Source organism: Bradyrhizobium sp. USDA 4472 (genome assembly GCF_054058595.1).
Genome location: NZ_JBSSAM010000001.1, coordinates 4,341,695 through 4,355,034, shown reverse-complemented (window position 1 = coordinate 4,355,034; position 13,340 = coordinate 4,341,695). Strand labels below are relative to the sequence as shown.

20 protein-coding genes and 1 pseudogene are annotated in these 13,340 nt (G+C 63.7%); 11 read left to right on the top strand and 10 right to left on the bottom strand.

Annotated features, from left to right (window positions below; translation table 11 throughout):
- Positions 1-95 precede the first annotated feature (95 nt).
- Positions 96-530 (bottom strand): hypothetical protein, encoded by a 435-nt coding sequence (locus tag ACVWZ4_RS20190; RefSeq protein ID WP_456736049.1) that lies wholly within the window; start codon positions 528-530, stop codon positions 96-98.
- Positions 531-862: 332 nt separating this feature from the next.
- Here ACVWZ4_RS20190 and ACVWZ4_RS20185 point away from each other — a divergent pair, with 332 nt between their 5' ends.
- Together ACVWZ4_RS20185 and ACVWZ4_RS20180 are read left to right on the top strand one after the other, a co-directional pair.
- Positions 863-1,123, top strand: a complete 261-nt coding sequence (locus ACVWZ4_RS20185; protein WP_456741028.1) for a hypothetical protein — start codon at positions 863-865, stop codon at positions 1,121-1,123.
- A 194-nt stretch (positions 1,124-1,317) separates the two neighbouring features.
- Positions 1,318-1,569: a hypothetical protein gene (locus ACVWZ4_RS20180; RefSeq protein ID WP_456699105.1), complete on the top strand. Its 252-nt coding sequence runs from the start codon at positions 1,318-1,320 to the stop codon at positions 1,567-1,569.
- Positions 1,570-1,662: 93 nt separating this feature from the next.
- Here the strand turns inward: ACVWZ4_RS20180 and ACVWZ4_RS20175 are convergent, their stop codons facing one another.
- On the bottom strand, positions 1,663-2,148 hold the full coding sequence (locus ACVWZ4_RS20175; protein WP_456699106.1) for a J domain-containing protein: 486 nt from the start codon (positions 2,146-2,148) through the stop codon (positions 1,663-1,665).
- Positions 2,149-2,259: 111 nt separating this feature from the next.
- On the opposite strand from ACVWZ4_RS20175, the gene ACVWZ4_RS20170 reads away from it, so the two are divergent.
- The 3 genes from ACVWZ4_RS20170 to ACVWZ4_RS20160 all read left to right on the top strand — a co-directional run bounded on the left by ACVWZ4_RS20170 (position 2,260) and on the right by ACVWZ4_RS20160 (position 4,107).
- Entirely contained in the window at positions 2,260-3,027 is a 768-nt protein-coding gene (locus ACVWZ4_RS20170; protein WP_456741027.1) for an SDR family NAD(P)-dependent oxidoreductase, read from the top strand.
- A gap of 198 nt (positions 3,028-3,225) precedes the next feature.
- A complete protein-coding gene (locus tag ACVWZ4_RS20165) occupies positions 3,226-3,474 on the top strand; it encodes a helix-turn-helix domain-containing protein (RefSeq protein ID WP_456699108.1) in 249 nt (82 codons plus the stop codon).
- Between the two features lie 123 nt (positions 3,475-3,597).
- A complete protein-coding gene (locus tag ACVWZ4_RS20160) occupies positions 3,598-4,107 on the top strand; it encodes a collagen-like protein (protein WP_456741026.1) in 510 nt (169 codons plus the stop codon).
- A gap of 8 nt (positions 4,108-4,115) precedes the next feature.
- Here ACVWZ4_RS20160 and ACVWZ4_RS20155 read toward each other — a convergent pair whose 3' ends face one another.
- Both ACVWZ4_RS20155 and ACVWZ4_RS20150 read right to left on the bottom strand, forming a co-directional pair.
- Positions 4,116-4,334, bottom strand: coding sequence for a hypothetical protein (locus ACVWZ4_RS20155; protein WP_456736052.1), 219 nt, complete (start codon positions 4,332-4,334; stop codon positions 4,116-4,118).
- 80 nt (positions 4,335-4,414) lie between these two features.
- Positions 4,415-4,681 carry a DUF2277 domain-containing protein gene (locus ACVWZ4_RS20150; protein WP_456736053.1) on the bottom strand — a complete coding sequence of 89 codons (267 nt, stop codon included), beginning with the start codon at positions 4,679-4,681 and terminating at the stop codon, positions 4,415-4,417.
- 144 nt (positions 4,682-4,825) lie between these two features.
- Between ACVWZ4_RS20150 and ACVWZ4_RS20145 the strand changes: the two are divergent.
- Positions 4,826-5,461, top strand: a pseudogene (locus ACVWZ4_RS20145) (alpha/beta fold hydrolase); the annotation flags it as partial.
- Between the two features lie 126 nt (positions 5,462-5,587).
- Positions 5,588-6,190, top strand: a complete 603-nt coding sequence (locus ACVWZ4_RS20140; RefSeq protein ID WP_456741025.1) for an MSMEG_1061 family FMN-dependent PPOX-type flavoprotein — start codon at positions 5,588-5,590, stop codon at positions 6,188-6,190.
- A 75-nt stretch (positions 6,191-6,265) separates the two neighbouring features.
- On the opposite strand, the gene bfr is transcribed toward ACVWZ4_RS20140, so the two are convergent.
- The 3 genes from bfr to ACVWZ4_RS20125 form a co-directional block, all read right to left on the bottom strand.
- Complete coding sequence (gene bfr, locus ACVWZ4_RS20135) at positions 6,266-6,754, bottom strand: bacterioferritin (RefSeq protein WP_011089420.1); 489 nt, start codon at positions 6,752-6,754, stop codon at positions 6,266-6,268.
- A gap of 133 nt (positions 6,755-6,887) precedes the next feature.
- A complete protein-coding gene (locus ACVWZ4_RS20130) occupies positions 6,888-7,160 on the bottom strand; it encodes a (2Fe-2S)-binding protein (protein ID WP_456699113.1) in 273 nt (90 codons plus the stop codon).
- 164 nt (positions 7,161-7,324) lie between these two features.
- Entirely contained in the window at positions 7,325-7,612 is a 288-nt protein-coding gene (locus tag ACVWZ4_RS20125) for a hypothetical protein (RefSeq protein WP_456699114.1), read from the bottom strand.
- 128 nt (positions 7,613-7,740) lie between these two features.
- Between ACVWZ4_RS20125 and ACVWZ4_RS20120 the strand changes: the two genes are divergently transcribed.
- Positions 7,741-8,079, top strand: a complete 339-nt coding sequence (locus tag ACVWZ4_RS20120; RefSeq protein ID WP_456699115.1) for a hypothetical protein — start codon at positions 7,741-7,743, stop codon at positions 8,077-8,079.
- 238 nt (positions 8,080-8,317) lie between these two features.
- Positions 8,318-8,602: a hypothetical protein gene (locus ACVWZ4_RS20115; protein ID WP_456699116.1), complete on the top strand. Its 285-nt coding sequence runs from the start codon at positions 8,318-8,320 to the stop codon at positions 8,600-8,602.
- Positions 8,603-8,684: 82 nt separating this feature from the next.
- Here the strand turns inward: ACVWZ4_RS20115 and ACVWZ4_RS20110 are convergent, their stop codons facing one another.
- Positions 8,685-9,911 carry a lytic murein transglycosylase gene (locus ACVWZ4_RS20110; protein WP_456741024.1) on the bottom strand — a complete coding sequence of 409 codons (1,227 nt, stop codon included), beginning with the start codon at positions 9,909-9,911 and terminating at the stop codon, positions 8,685-8,687.
- A 4-nt stretch (positions 9,912-9,915) separates the two neighbouring features.
- Complete coding sequence (gene ettA / locus ACVWZ4_RS20105) at positions 9,916-11,565, bottom strand: energy-dependent translational throttle protein EttA (protein ID WP_456699118.1); 1,650 nt, start codon at positions 11,563-11,565, stop codon at positions 9,916-9,918.
- A gap of 233 nt (positions 11,566-11,798) precedes the next feature.
- On the opposite strand from ettA, the gene ACVWZ4_RS20100 reads away from it, so the two are divergent.
- Together ACVWZ4_RS20100 and ACVWZ4_RS20095 are read left to right on the top strand one after the other, a co-directional pair.
- Positions 11,799-12,014 (top strand): hypothetical protein, encoded by a 216-nt coding sequence (locus ACVWZ4_RS20100; protein WP_456699119.1) that lies wholly within the window; start codon positions 11,799-11,801, stop codon positions 12,012-12,014.
- A gap of 131 nt (positions 12,015-12,145) precedes the next feature.
- The gene (locus ACVWZ4_RS20095; protein WP_456742240.1) at positions 12,146-13,108 is read left to right on the top strand and encodes a D-2-hydroxyacid dehydrogenase family protein; all 963 of its coding nucleotides are present in this window, start codon (positions 12,146-12,148) and stop codon (positions 13,106-13,108) included.
- Here the strand turns inward: ACVWZ4_RS20095 and ACVWZ4_RS20090 are convergent.
- Positions 13,071-13,256 (bottom strand): NAD-dependent epimerase/dehydratase family protein, encoded by a 186-nt coding sequence (locus ACVWZ4_RS20090; protein ID WP_456699120.1) that lies wholly within the window; start codon positions 13,254-13,256, stop codon positions 13,071-13,073. The genes ACVWZ4_RS20095 and ACVWZ4_RS20090 overlap by 38 nt on opposite strands.
- Positions 13,257-13,340 lie beyond the last annotated feature (84 nt).

Below are 13,340 nucleotides of genomic sequence, written 5' to 3'. Positions count from 1 at the left end.
CGATCCGTCATTGCGAGCGTAGCGAAGCAATCCAGACTGTTGCCGCGGAGGAACTCTGGATTGCTTCGCTCGCAACGACGGCGTTGATGCACCGTTTAGCGCATCGTGATCGCAAGCCCGCTCAGATCCGCATTCGCCATCAGGCCGGTCTGATAGCCCGACAGCTCCAGCACCGCGCCCTTCTGGTTGGTCAGCACGATGGCGCGGGCGCCGCGGCCGACCGCGAGGCCGGCACCGGCCGCGCCGTAAACGCCGGCGACATCGGAAGGCCTGATGATGTTGGAGACACGGCCGCGCAACACGGTCTTGGAGCCGCCGAAGACGAGGCCGTAGTCGAGGCCGCCGGTCGAGAGTGCATAGGAGCGGCCGCGGAAGTTCAGCACGCCCGAGCCGCCCGAACCGCCGATGATCCAGCCCGCCTTGTAGATCGTCAGCACCACGGTGCCGCCATCGGCCATCGCCGAGGTCGTGAGGCCGGCCAGCGCGGCCAAAGCGACGAGCGCGGCACGCAAGGTGGAAGCAAACTTCATGGGGCGTCTCCGGAGGCTATTTTTCTGCAGGGGATAGCGAATCAGAAACCGCAATTTACCTGATCGATCGCGGCGGCAACATGAAGGGGCACCCGCATCACCCCACGATGCCATCCTGCCGATGTTTTGCCCGACGGGTCAAGACGAATTTTTGTTTTACCGAATTCGGCCGGCCATTGATTTCTACTGTGCATGGGGTTGTTTTCGCGCTTTCGTATCGGAGCACGCGGCCCCGCTTCTGACATATCCGTGAACGGCCCTGCCGCGGCTTGCCAGAGGCGCCGTTTTGCCGCACCAGTTTCCTCGCCACGTTCCCATAGGAGATTTTTTTCATGCGTCGCGTTTTCGCCCTTTGTGCCGTTGCCGGCATCGCCAGCTCCGTCTTCGCCGTGCCCGCGTCCGCAAAGACCGGCTATTACGTGATCCGCTGGGACAACACCGGCATCTGCCAGGTCTGGAACGAGGACCTCCGTTACAAGCCGCTGCAGTGGGGCGTCTCGACCTACAAGGTCGTCAGCAAGCCGCTCCCCACTTTCACTGAGGCGTCCGACCTCCAGATCAAGATGCGCGGCGAGCGTCGCTGCACGCTCTGATCGGGTCCGGCCAGTCCGGTTCGGGGGCGGGTTGCGTGAGCAGCCCGCCCTTTGCTTTTGCGCGTGCGCTTTGAACCCGATCAGCACACCGAACTACTCACATCTTGTCCGGGGCGCAGCTGAGGCGCCCCGCGATCCCCCTCCCCGTCATTGTCGGGAGGCGCATCACATCTTTCATTTTGAGGAGCTGATCCATGCGTCGTATTTCCATGCTTTGCGCTGCCGCCGGTCTCGCCGCTGCCGCCTTCGTGGCCGCGAGCCCTGCCGAAGCCGGCTATCATTTGGTCCGCTGGCACGACAGCGGCGTGTGCCAGATCTGGGACGAGAGCATCCCGACCACGCCGTGGCCGGCCGGGTATCATCGCGCCAGCGCCTCGGTGCCGACCTTCCTGGACGCACTCGCGCTGAAGGATCACGCGTTGAAGGCCGGCCACTGCAGCTGGTAGGAATTCGATCGGCGGACGACAAGAAGCGGGCCAGGATGCGATGCCAGCATCCTTGCCCGTGCGTTTTTTACCTCGCAGACGAGCTGAGCGTCGTCACGCGTCCTTGTGCGCGCCGGGATGGATCAGAACATCGCGCGCGGCGGAGAGGTCGATGAAGGCCTGTGCGCTGCCGCCCCGGTCGGGATGCATGCCCTTGGCGGCACGGCGATAGGCCTGGTTGATGTCGTCGCAGGTGAGCTGCACCGCGAGCGGCAGGCCGAGCATCTTGCGCGCACGATCCTCGCTCGACAGTTTCTTCGGTGCTGCGTTGCGCCGGCCGAAGCGTGGCGCGGTCAGATCGTGGATGACGTCGAGAATCACCCCGACACGGCGCCGGGCCGCCAACGCGACGCCGTGGTCGTCGGTGTCCGCGGCCTGACGCAGCACGGGCAGCGCCTGCTCGGCGGCCTGCCGCAACATCACATCGGTGCTCATCCTGATGATCTCGGCCACCAGCCGGGCGGCCTCGGCCCAATCGGCGCCGTCCGTCGACCGCAGCCGCTCGAGAGCGAGTTTCCAGGATTCAAGCCGTTCCATCATGCGCGCAACGTTTAGCAACGGAAATCAGTATGCCAAGGCCGCCGTTTCCGACCGCTTAATTTCGAGTTAGCCTTTCATGAAACTTAGAAACGAATCCGGAAGGAAATCGCCATGGCATTGCTCGCAAACCACATCGCCGTTGTCACGGGCGCCGGCTCCGGCATCGGCCGGGCGATCGCCGCCGGCTACGCCCGCGAGGGCGCGCAAGTCGTGCTGCTCGACGTCAACGCCGACACGGTCGCCGAGGCCGCCGAGGAGATCCGCAAGGCCGGCGGCAAGGCCGAGAGCTTTGTGCTCGACGTGACCCGGCGCGACGATTGTTTCGCGCTGGCGAAGCAGGTCGCCGAAAAGGTCGGGCAGGTCTCGATCCTCGTCAACAATGCCGGCATCACGCGCCGCAACGCCTTTACCGCCGAGACCGAAGCGGTGGCGAAAGACTGGAACGACATCATCTCGCTCAACCTCAACGGCGTCTTCAACATGACGCAGGCCTTGCTCGCTCCCCTGCGCGCCAGCAAGGGCCGCATCGTCAATATCGGCTCGATCCAGTCATTCATGCATCTGCGGACACCAAGCTCGGCGGCGTACACGACCTCGAAGCACGGTGTGCTGGGCTTCACCAAGGCACTCGCAGTCGAGCTCGGCAGGGAAGGCGTGCGCGTCAACGCGATCGGCCCGGGCTTCATCGAGACCAACCTGAACGCCAATGTGCGCGCCACCAATCCGGCGCTGGTACAGGCCTTCATCGAGCACACCCCGCTCGCACGCGCCGGCAAGCCCGAGGACATCGTCGGCCCCGCGCTCTTCCTTGCGTCGGACTTGTCGGCCTATGTCACGGGAACGATCGTGATGGTGGACGGCGGATATCGGACAGTGTGAGCGAGATCGGGCCACCTTGCTATGCATTTTGCGCCAATCGCGGCGTCGCGGCGGCATTCTCAAGGTCAATTCGTGCGATGTCTCGCGATTTAACCTTTCGTTAACCAAAACCATCGACCGTAGATCTACGGCTTGGGGATCGCTTGTTCTCGATCCGCTTCCAACGGTGGAAGCGGGCGTTGATCGGGGAGTTCGTTGATGACCACTGTTCATGTCGCCGCGCCCGAGCAGGGCGGATACTTGCTGCCCCCCAACAAGATCGTTCCGCTGCTGATCGGTGCGACCGTCGGCGAGATCGAGCGCGAGCTCGTGCTCCAGACGCTGGCACGCTGCGACGGCAATCGCACGCGGGCCTCGCGCGTGCTCGGCCTGTCGGTGCGCACGCTGCGCAACAAGATCAGGACCTACGCGGCGTCCGGCATCAAGGTGCCGGCTTATCACGATTGACGCGTGAGGGCCGCGCGCCGTCCCGCCGATCGATGTTGATCCAGCCCGGCATGATGCGTGGGCGGAATTGCTGCTGTCGTCAAACGCCGCTAAGTAGCTTGCGTGCGCAGAAGGAGCGGCGGCGTGGCAGACGATCAGGGACGGCAGGGACCTCCGGGTCCGCGCGGGCGGCAGGGCGAGCCGGGACGGCCGGGACCGCAGGGTCATCCAGGCAAGCGTGGCCCTGACGGCGCACGCGGCAAGCCCGGCCCGCAGGGCAAGCCGGGACCAGTCGGAAAGGCCGGTCCACAAGGCAAGGCCGGTCTGCCGGGCAAGCCAGGCGACCCCGGTCCGCGCGGAGCCGCCGGACCGCAAGGCCCCGCCGGTCCTCAGGGCCCGCGCGGCGAGGCCGGTCCGGCCGGACAATTGCCATCCATCGAGCAGATTCTGCCGTGGCTGGAGCAGCTGTTCGACGCCTGGGACGAACGCCGCCGCCAGCGCGAGCAGGAGGCCGCCGAGCGCGCCGCCCTCGAAGCCGCGGTCCACGAGGGTGAAGACGCCACGGTCAGCGACGACGACACCGCGAGCGACGAAGCCGAAGGCGACGAGCACAAGAAAAAGAAGAAAAAGAAGAAGCACGCTCACAAGGGCTGATGGCGCTGCTACTTCGCCTGGTCCTCACGCCGCGGCACCATGCCCATGCGCTCGAACTGCCAGCGCATGGCACGGTACCAGAGATAGCCGACCGCAGCGCCGCAGACAGCGAAGATCACCACGTACTCGCTCGAGAACGAGCCGCTCCACCACATCATCCACGAGGTCCACAACATCGTGAAAACGATGGCACCTGCTTTCAGCGGAAGAAACGGTCGGCTCATCATCGTGCTCCGGTTGTCAAAACCCCGGCCCACATCATTGCGCGTGAGGGTCGCCGCCTCCGTGAGCCAGATCACGGTAGCACCTAGCCGAAGCGCAGCCGCGAACGCTCCTTCGCTTTCTCCGCCTCGACCTCGCGGTCGCGGGCCGGTGCATGGGTGTGCAGCGAGGTCAGAAGCTTCCGCGCAGCTTCCGAGACCTCCGCAACAGCGCGATCGAAGGCCGCTTCATTCGCCTGCGAAGGCTTGTTGAAGCCTGACAGCTTGCGCACGAACTGGATCGCGCTGGCATGGATCTCATCCTCCGTCGCCGGCGGCTCGAAATTGAACAGGGTCTTGATGTTACGGCACATGCAGTCTCTCCAGTCTCTCCGGCGGCTTCCTCTTAAGACGATCGGCGGAGCCGAAATCCTACATCCTTCCGGCTCGTTCTGCTAAGGTCCATGTCAACGCGGCCGCTTGGTGTGAGCCGCAAGGGAGAGGAACATGAAAGCTTCTTGCGCGGCCTGCGGCTCGTGATCGGCAATTCGATGGGCGGCGTGCAGACTTGGATGTGGGGCGAGAAATATCCGAAGGACATGGACGCGCTGGTGCCGATGGCTTCGCAGCCGACCGAGATGGCGTCGCGGAACTGGATGCTGAGGCGGATCATGCTCGACACCATCAGGAACGACCCGGATTACGAGGGCGGCAACTACACCAGCCAGCCCCGCATGATGAAATACGCCATCACCGCCTACGGCATCGCCAGCAGCGGCGGCACGCTGGCCTATCAGCAACAGGCGCCGACCGCGGCCAAGGCCGATGAGATCGTCGGGGAGCGCCTTGCGACGCCGATCACGACGGATGCCAACGACTACGTCTACCAGTGGGACTCCTCGCACGACTACAATGCCGCCGAGAAGCTGGAGACAATCGAGGCTTCGCTGCTGCTGATCAATTCTGCCGATGACGAACGCAACCCTCCCGAGACCGGCATCACGGACGCCGCGATGAAACGGGTCAAGAACGGCAAGCTGTATCTCATCCCCGCAAGCACCGAGACGCGCGGCCACGGCACCACCGCCAACGCAAAATTCTACAGCGAGCAAGTCCGGCAATTGCTGCAAACCGCGCCGCAGCGCACGATGTAGGCGTCGTCGGAACTCGCCGCAGCGGCATCATCAGCATCGCTCGTACCCGCGGACGCGGCTCTGATTTCGTTGGCTGGGGACAGCCGATCGGGTAGTTTGGCTCCGAACCCATGCGGAGGCACGCCGTTGACCGATCTTTGCGCTGAAGACCTCGCCACCATCTATGCGAAACCGACGCCGCGCGTGATCGCGAAAGCGCGTCCTGCGATCGACGTGCATGCGAGGAGATTTATCGAGATGTCGCCGTTCTGCGTGCTCGCGACATCAGGCCTCGATGGCAGCGTCGATGCGTCACCGCGTGGTGGCTGCGTTGGCTTTGTCCATGTCGCTGGCCCGAATCGATTGCTGATGCCAGACCGCGCCGGCAACAACCGCATCGACAGTTTTCGCAACGTCGTCGAGGGCTCGGGCTTCGTCCATTTGTTGTTCTTCGTACCCGGCATCGATGAGACGCTGCGCGTCGGCGGGCGCGGTACGCTAGCGGCCGATCCGGATCTGCTCGCCTCGATGGTTGAGTTCGGAAAGCCCCCACGCGCGGTGTTGAACGTCGCCGTCAGCGAAGTCTATTTTCATTGCGGCAAGGCGCTGATGCGCTCAAAGCTGTGGTCACCGGAGAAGGTGCAGCGCTCGGTAATGCCGAGCATCAGCCAGGTCATCCACGACCAGACCAGTCTCGGCGAGCCGGAAAGCCAGGAGATCGTGGAAGAGCGTTACAAGACGCAATTGTAACGAGCGCCCAAACTAAAATGTCGCCCCGGAAGGCGGGACGACATTGAAGGGTGCTGCTGACATGGATGCCGAAGGTTAGTGTCCCTCGCCCTCGAGCCCGCCAACGTGCTTCTGTGTGTAGAGTTCGAGGCCGATGCGGCCGATCAAATCAAGCTGGGTTTCCAGGAAGTCGATGTGGTGCTCCTCGTCGCTCATCAGCTTCTCGAACAGGTCGCGCGTGACGTAGTCCTTGACACCGTGGCAGTAGGTCGCCGCTTCCTGGTAGAGCGCGCGCGCGCTCATTTCAGCAGCGAGATCGCATTCGATGATTTCCTTCACATTCTGGCCAATGCGGAGGGGATCGAGCACCTGCATGTTCGGGAAGCCGTCGAAGAACAGGATGCGGGCAGTGAGCTTGTCGGCGTGCTCCATCTCCTCGATGGACTCCTTGCGCCAGACCTTGGCCATGTCGAGGAGGCCCCAATTGTCGAGGAACCGGTAGTGCAGCCAGTACTGATTGATCGCAGTCAACTCGTGACGCAGCGCCTTGTTGAGATAGTCGATGACTTTTGCGTCGCCCTGCATGGTTCACTCCAGCTCTTGCAGTCCAAAATCGGACCCGTCCGACTTTAGAAAGCTTCTAAATGACATTAAACATCAGAGCAATCAGCGACAGGACGCAGCCGTGGAAAAGCTGAGCCGAAGTTGCGGAAGCTCTTCAGCAGGCCGCGAGAGCGAACTGGACGGGACCGGCCGTCTCGTCGTTGGCGGCCACGGTGTGGCTGTGCGGGCAACCGGAACAGCACGAAGCGGCGCAGGGACCGAGCGCTTCGTCGATGATCGCCTTGATGGTGCGGGCGCACCGGCCGCACTCGGCGCTGCAGCCGAGACATCCATAGACCTGCTTGGCATGACGCACAGCATCATCGGACTCGGCGACGGCGGCGCGGATGTCGTCATCGCTCAGCACGTTACAGGAACAAACGATCATGGAAGCGGTAGGCCCTTCAGTGATGCGTCGTCATCGATATTTAAGGGGCCGCCCGGATGCAAAAGGAAAAACCGGTATTTCAAGCTATTCCAAACTGGCCCGCAGGCAGTCTAGAACGGCTCTAAAGCAGGGAGCTGCGCCGGATCAAGATAATCCCGACGGGCTTAATCGCCGCTCCCGCCACCGCCTCCGCAATCTCCGCCGCTGCTACCGCTATCGCCGGCGGAGCAACTGCCGCTGTCGGTCGAACTTCCGGAACTGTCGCTGGAGAACCAGCTTCCCGGTGAGAAGATGTCACTCGACGTACCCGAATAGCTGTCGCCGCTTCCGCTGCCGTCGCCACTCGTTCGGGCGCGCGGACGTGGCACGCGGTTCTGCAAATGGGTGATCAGGGCATAACCAACCACGCCGACGGCGCCGAGCGCGATCAGGGCATTGGTCAGGGCGCTCATCCCGTCTCCTGGGCTTGGATCTCGTCCAATTGGTCGCACATGGCCCACAGACCGTTCATTGATCGTTCAAGCGAAATATGGAACTTTAGCCCCGAGAGTTCCGCATTCGCTGTGAAAGGGCCGAGCCAATGAAGACGACGTTTATGGCAGTCGCTGCCGCCGCCACCCTGGTCCTGACCGCGGGAACGCCGGCCCATGCTCAGCGCGGCGTCGCTGCTGGGGTTGCTGCCGGGATTATCGGTGGGGCCATTGTCGGCGGCGCTCTGGCTTCTCCGTATTATTACGGACCCGGCCCCGGCTATGCTTATGGTCCGGGATACGATCCTGGCTACTATCCGCCCCGCTACTACGCGCCGGGTCCCGGCTACGTCGCCGATGACTATTATGGCGGCGGTTGTGTCTGGCAGAAGCAGCGCTTCTGGGACGGCTACGCCTGGCGCGTCCGCCGCGTCCGAGTCTGTGGCTGAGGCGCACCCGACCGCTCGCCCTGCCCCATTCAGCCGGGCCGGTTCAGTACGGATGCGCCGTTCATTTCCGGGCCCGAAAAAGACCGCTTTTTCTCGTCACAGCTCCGTGCGCGTTTACCGTGGATTGACCATTTGCGCGCTTCCTAGCTGCAAGACCAATTCCATCAGCGTGTACGTAGACCTTTGAACCCCGGACGTTCCGAACAAGGGACGTCCTTCTCCCAGGAGAGCCAAGAGCATGAAGAAGACTATTGTTGCCGCCCTCACGGTTGCGACGGTCGCCGGTTCGCTGGTGACCGCCACGCCGTCCGCCCAGGCCCATGACGGCGTCGGCGCCGGCATCGCAGCCGGCCTGCTCGGCGGCGCGATCATTGGCGGCGCTATCGCCTCGAGCCGTCCGGCCTACGGTGGCCCGGTTTACGTCGCCGAGCCCGCTCCGCCCCCGCCACCCTGCTACTGGCAGCGCCAGCGGTACTGGGACGGCTACGGCTGGGTCGTTCGCCCGGTTCGCGTTTGCTACTGATCTGATCGTGAGACGCTCCCGAGCGCCGCGATCGATGCCCGGCCGAGACCATCGGCCGGGCTTTTTCTTTTGGGAAGCTGGTTCAGCGCGCTGCCTGGATCGATCGCAGCACGGCTTCGCTGGGCCAGCAATCGACCTTGAGCCCCGCCGACTTCTGATAGGCGCCCAGCGCGGCACGCGTCTGCATCCCCGCCTTGCCGTCGATCTTGTCCTTGTAGAGGCCGGCGCGCGTTAACCCACGCTGCATCGCCTCGACATCCGTGGTGCGCAGCTGCTTCGACGCCGACCATGGCGTCGCAAACGGCAGCGGGCTCGTCATGCGGTCGCTGAGATGGCCGACGAACAGCACGTAGAGGTCGGAGAAATTGTATTCCTTGATGACAAAGTAGTTCTTCGTCGTCAGGAACGCCGGACCGTAGATGCCCTCCGGCTGGAGCAGCGAAGCGGGCTGTGCCTGCTCGGCGGCACTGAGCTTCTCGCCACGCACCGGCACAAAGCCTTCACGCAGCCACTGGCCGATCGGTTTCGTCACCTCGGGCACGCCGACCGTGCAATCGACTTTCGCCGGCGCCTGCACCTCATAGGCCCAGCGCACGCCGCTCTGCCAGCCCTTGTTGACGAGTTGCTGCGCGGCCGAGGCCAGCGCATCCGGCACCGAGTGCCAGATGTCGATGCGGCCATCGCCGTCGAAATCGACGCCATGCTTGTAATATTCGGATGGCAGGAACTGGGTGAGCCCGGTGGCGCCCGCCCACGAGGAGCGCATGTCCTTGCGCGTCACCACGCCCTCGCCCAGGATCTTCAACGCGAGGATGAACTCGTTGCGATAGGTGTCCTTGCGGCGGCCGACATAGGCCTGTGTCGCCAGCACGCGAACGAGATCGTAGGGCAGCGTGTAGCGGCCGTAGTCGGTCTCGCGTCCCCAAATCGCCAGCATGACGGTTGCAGGCACGCCGGAGCTTTTCTCGATCTTCATCAGCGCGGCGTTGTATTTTTGCAGCAGCCGCTGCCCCTCGCTTGCGAGATTGGCGATGGAGGCTTCTCTGACATAGTCCGCCGGCACCTGCACGAATTCGGCCTGCGACGGCGCGCCGGTCTCGGGCCGCCCCGGCAGGATCAGATCGGGCAGCTTGTAGTCCGGCTCGAGCCCGCGGGTCTCTCGCTCGAACGTCGCACGCGAAACGCCCGCGGCCTGCGCTTCCGGCCAGAGCGAGGCGATGAACTGCGTGAAGGCAGCATCGGCGGCGCGGGCGGACGACCATCCGCAGGTGAGAACGATCACCACTGCGATGAGCGCCCGCCGCATCATGCCATCACCGCGTCAGCTTCTTGTACTTCACGCGGTGCGGGATGATGCTGTCCTGGCCGAGTCGGCGCATCTTGTCCTTCTCGTAATCCTGGAAGTTGCCTTCGAACCATTCGACATGGCTGTCGCCTTCGAAGGCCAGGATGTGGGTCGCGATGCGGTCGAGGAACCAGCGATCGTGGCTGATGATGACGGCGCAGCCGGCGAAATCCTCCAGCGCCTCTTCGAGCGCGCGCAGCGTGTCCACATCGAGGTCGTTGGTCGGCTCGTCGAGCAGCAGCACGTTGGCGCCTGATTTCAGCATCTTGGCGAGATGCACGCGGTTGCGTTCACCACCCGAGAGCGCGCCGACCTTCTTCTGCTGGTCGGCACCCTTGAAGTTGAAGGACGAGCAATAGCCGCGTGAGTTCACTTCCTTTTTGCCGAGCAGAATCAGTTCGTTGCCGCCGGAGATTTCCTCCCACACGGTCTTCTTGCCGTCGAGCGCGTCACGCGACTGGTCGACGTAACCGAGATGCACGGTCTCGCCGACTGTGATGGTGCCCTTATCCGGCGTCTCCTGCTTGGTGATCATCTTGAACAGCGTGGTCTTGCCGGCGCCGTTCGCGCCGATCACGCCGACAATGCCGCCGGGCGGCAGCTTGAAGGTGAGATCATCGATCAGGAGGCGATCGCCATAGCCTTTGCTGAGCCCTTCGAAATCCACCACGTTAGCACCGAGGCGTTCGGCGACGGGAATGATGATCTGCGCGGTCTGCGTCTGCTTCTCGTTTGCCTGCTTGAGCAGCTCTTCATAACGCTGGTAGCGCGCCTTCGACTTGGCCTGGCGGGCCTTCGGCGAGGAGGCGACCCACTCCTGCTCGCGCGCAATCGTCTTCTGATGCGCGGCGTCTTCGCGGCCTTCCTGCTCGAGCCGCTTCTGCTTCTGGATCAACCAGGACGAGTAATTGCCCTCATAGGGGATGCCGCGGCCGCGATCGAGCTCGAGGATCCAGCCGGTGACGTTGTCGAGGAAGTAGCGATCATGGGTGACGATCAGGATCGCGCCGGGATAGTTGCGCAAATGGCCTTCCAGCCAGGACACCGACTCCGCGTCGAGATGGTTGGTCGGTTCGTCCAGCAGAAGAAGTTCGGGCTGGTCGAGCAAAAGACGGCACAGCGCCACGCGGCGGCGCTCACCGCCGGAGAGCTTGGTCACGTCGGCATCATCAGGCGGGCAACGCAGCGCGTCCATGGCCTGATCGACCTTGCTGTCGAGATCCCAGAGGCCTTGGGCCTCGATCTCGTCCTGGAGCTTGGTCATCTCGTCGGCAGTCTCGTCCGAATAGTTGACGGCGAGCTCGTTATAGCGGTCGAGGATCGCCTTCTGCTTGGCGACGCCCTGCATGACGTTCTCACGTACGGAAAGCGCAGGGTCCAGCTGCGGCTCCTGCTCGAGATAGCCGACACGGGCCCCCTCGGCGACCCAGGCCTCGCCGGTATATTCCTTGTCGAGACCCGCCATGATCTTGAGAAGGGTCGACTTACCGGAGCCGTTGACGCCGAGAACGCCGATTTTGGCGTCCGGATAAAAACTCAGGCGAATGTTGTCGAGGACCTTGCGGGTCGGGTAGCTCTTGGTCAGGCCTTCCATGAAGTAGACGAACTGGCGCGCCATCGGTCCCGTGAAACCTTCAATTTGAGGAGATTTGCTTAGCCAGCGATGTAACGATCCTGCCTCCAAAGGGCAACGTTTTCCCTCCGTTCACCACGGATGAATACTGGGCGGACACCATCCGGACCAGATCCGGACAATTGAAACTATCTTTTAATAAATCAGGCCAAAGCTCGGTTTCGCGCGGCAACAGCGCCACCCGCTCAGAACGAACGGGGAGCACAGCGAGGCCCACCATGGCTCTGATCGAGACCCATCGTCTTCCCGTTCCGGCAGGAACCGGTCGCGCCTCGGCGCTCGTGTCCGAGGTCAAGGGCTTCTGGAAGCGTTTCTTCGCAACGGCCTTCAACCCGTACCGGCCCGAGTTGCACTACATGCGCGGCCCCGGCCCCGCCTGGCGCGCCAAGCACGGCATGGATGCGCCGATCCGGCTGAAGCCACGCGATCGCTAAGCCGCGCTCCGCTATCGGACTTTTGAAGACCCCAGACTGCTTGCGCGCGACGCTGATTACGCGCAACCATGGCCCGGTTCCGACGTGTCGCCCCGGTCGGCGCCGTCACCTCTCGCCATGGATGGACGCTGATGATGCGGCTGCGCTGTGCAATTCTCGACGACTATTTCAAGCTCGCCCTGGACGTCGCCGACTGGTCGAAACTGTCCGACCGTATCGACACCACGGTGTTCGGCCATCCCCTTAACTCCGAGCAGGCCGCGGCCAGCGCGCTCGCCGATTTCGACATCATCTGCGCGATGCGCGAGCGTACGGCGTTCCCCAGGAGCCTGTTCGACAAGCTGCCCAAGCTGAAGCTGCTGCTGACGTCAGGCATGCGCAACGCCGCGATCGACATGGAGGCCGCCAAGGGGCGCGGCGTAGCCGTCGCCGGCACGCAATATTCGCGCGACCCGACCGCACCGCTGGCCATGGGCCTGATCCTGGAGCTGACCCGCGGCATCGGCCGCGAGAATGCGCGCATGCATGCGGGCGAGCCTTGGCAGACTTTCGCCGGCGTGGAGATCGAGGGCCTCACCCTCGGCGTCCTCGGGCTCGGCAAGCTCGGTACCAAGATGGCGGGGATCGCCAAGGCGTTCGGCATGAACGTGATCGCCTGGAGCCCGAACCTGACGCCGGAGAAGTGCGCCGCGGCGGGCGTCGGCTACGCCACCAAGGAGGAGCTGTTCGCCAAGGCCGATATCATCACCATTCATGTCGTGCTGAGCGATCGCTCACGCGGCCTTGTCAGCCGCGCAGATCTTGCGCGGATGAAGCCGACCGCCTTCCTCGTCAACACCGCACGCGGGCCGATCGTGGACGAGCAGGCGCTGCTCGAGGCCTTGCAGCAGCGCAAGATCGCGGGAGCGGGCATTGACGTGTTCTCGGTCGAGCCGCTGCCGGTCGATCATCCCTTCCGCAAGCTCGACAATCTGGTGCTGACACCGCATCTCGGCTACGCGACCGAGGACGGCTTGCGCATCCATTACGGCCAGATGGTCGAGGCGATCGACGCCTTCACCAGGGGCAGCGAGCCGCCGCGCAAGCTGGCCTGAGCGCGATGACGTCGGGATGATCAGTCATCGCGCTAGCTGTTTTTGCCGCGCTTCGCGTCGAAGCGACGACCGAGTGACCGGCGGCTCGAAGGAGGGGGACGAGCTGGCGGCCCAAGGCACCCGTGGCGCCCGCGACAAAGATTCGCATCCTGTGCGCTTCACATCCGTTGCAATCAGCCGGGACGTCGTGGAGCCGGACATGGATTCAGGCGAGCGAAGCCGGGAACGCGCA

Coding starts and splice junctions, on each gene's coding strand:
- ACVWZ4_RS20190 (WP_456736049.1), bottom strand. CDS start 530: ATGAAGTTTGCTTCCACCTTGCGTGCCGCGCTCGTCGCTTTGGCCGCG.
- ACVWZ4_RS20185 (WP_456741028.1), top strand. CDS start 863: ATGCGTCGCGTTTTCGCCCTTTGTGCCGTTGCCGGCATCGCCAGCTCC.
- ACVWZ4_RS20180 (WP_456699105.1), top strand. CDS start 1,318: ATGCGTCGTATTTCCATGCTTTGCGCTGCCGCCGGTCTCGCCGCTGCC.
- ACVWZ4_RS20175 (WP_456699106.1), bottom strand. CDS start 2,148: ATGATGGAACGGCTTGAATCCTGGAAACTCGCTCTCGAGCGGCTGCGG.
- ACVWZ4_RS20170 (WP_456741027.1), top strand. CDS start 2,260: ATGGCATTGCTCGCAAACCACATCGCCGTTGTCACGGGCGCCGGCTCC.
- ACVWZ4_RS20165 (WP_456699108.1), top strand. CDS start 3,226: ATGACCACTGTTCATGTCGCCGCGCCCGAGCAGGGCGGATACTTGCTG.
- ACVWZ4_RS20155 (WP_456736052.1), bottom strand. CDS start 4,334: ATGATGAGCCGACCGTTTCTTCCGCTGAAAGCAGGTGCCATCGTTTTC.
- ACVWZ4_RS20150 (WP_456736053.1), bottom strand. CDS start 4,681: ATGTGCCGTAACATCAAGACCCTGTTCAATTTCGAGCCGCCGGCGACG.
- bfr (WP_011089420.1), bottom strand. CDS start 6,754: ATGCAGGGCGACGCAAAAGTCATCGACTATCTCAACAAGGCGCTGCGT.
- ACVWZ4_RS20130 (WP_456699113.1), bottom strand. CDS start 7,160: ATGATCGTTTGTTCCTGTAACGTGCTGAGCGATGACGACATCCGCGCC.
- ACVWZ4_RS20125 (WP_456699114.1), bottom strand. CDS start 7,612: ATGAGCGCCCTGACCAATGCCCTGATCGCGCTCGGCGCCGTCGGCGTG.
- ACVWZ4_RS20120 (WP_456699115.1), top strand. CDS start 7,741: ATGAAGACGACGTTTATGGCAGTCGCTGCCGCCGCCACCCTGGTCCTG.
- ACVWZ4_RS20115 (WP_456699116.1), top strand. CDS start 8,318: ATGAAGAAGACTATTGTTGCCGCCCTCACGGTTGCGACGGTCGCCGGT.
- ACVWZ4_RS20110 (WP_456741024.1), bottom strand. CDS start 9,911: ATGATGCGGCGGGCGCTCATCGCAGTGGTGATCGTTCTCACCTGCGGA.
- ettA (WP_456699118.1), bottom strand. CDS start 11,565: ATGGCGCGCCAGTTCGTCTACTTCATGGAAGGCCTGACCAAGAGCTAC.
- ACVWZ4_RS20100 (WP_456699119.1), top strand. CDS start 11,799: ATGGCTCTGATCGAGACCCATCGTCTTCCCGTTCCGGCAGGAACCGGT.
- ACVWZ4_RS20095 (WP_456742240.1), top strand. CDS start 12,146: ATGATGCGGCTGCGCTGTGCAATTCTCGACGACTATTTCAAGCTCGCC.
- ACVWZ4_RS20090 (WP_456699120.1), bottom strand. CDS start 13,256: ATGCGAATCTTTGTCGCGGGCGCCACGGGTGCCTTGGGCCGCCAGCTC.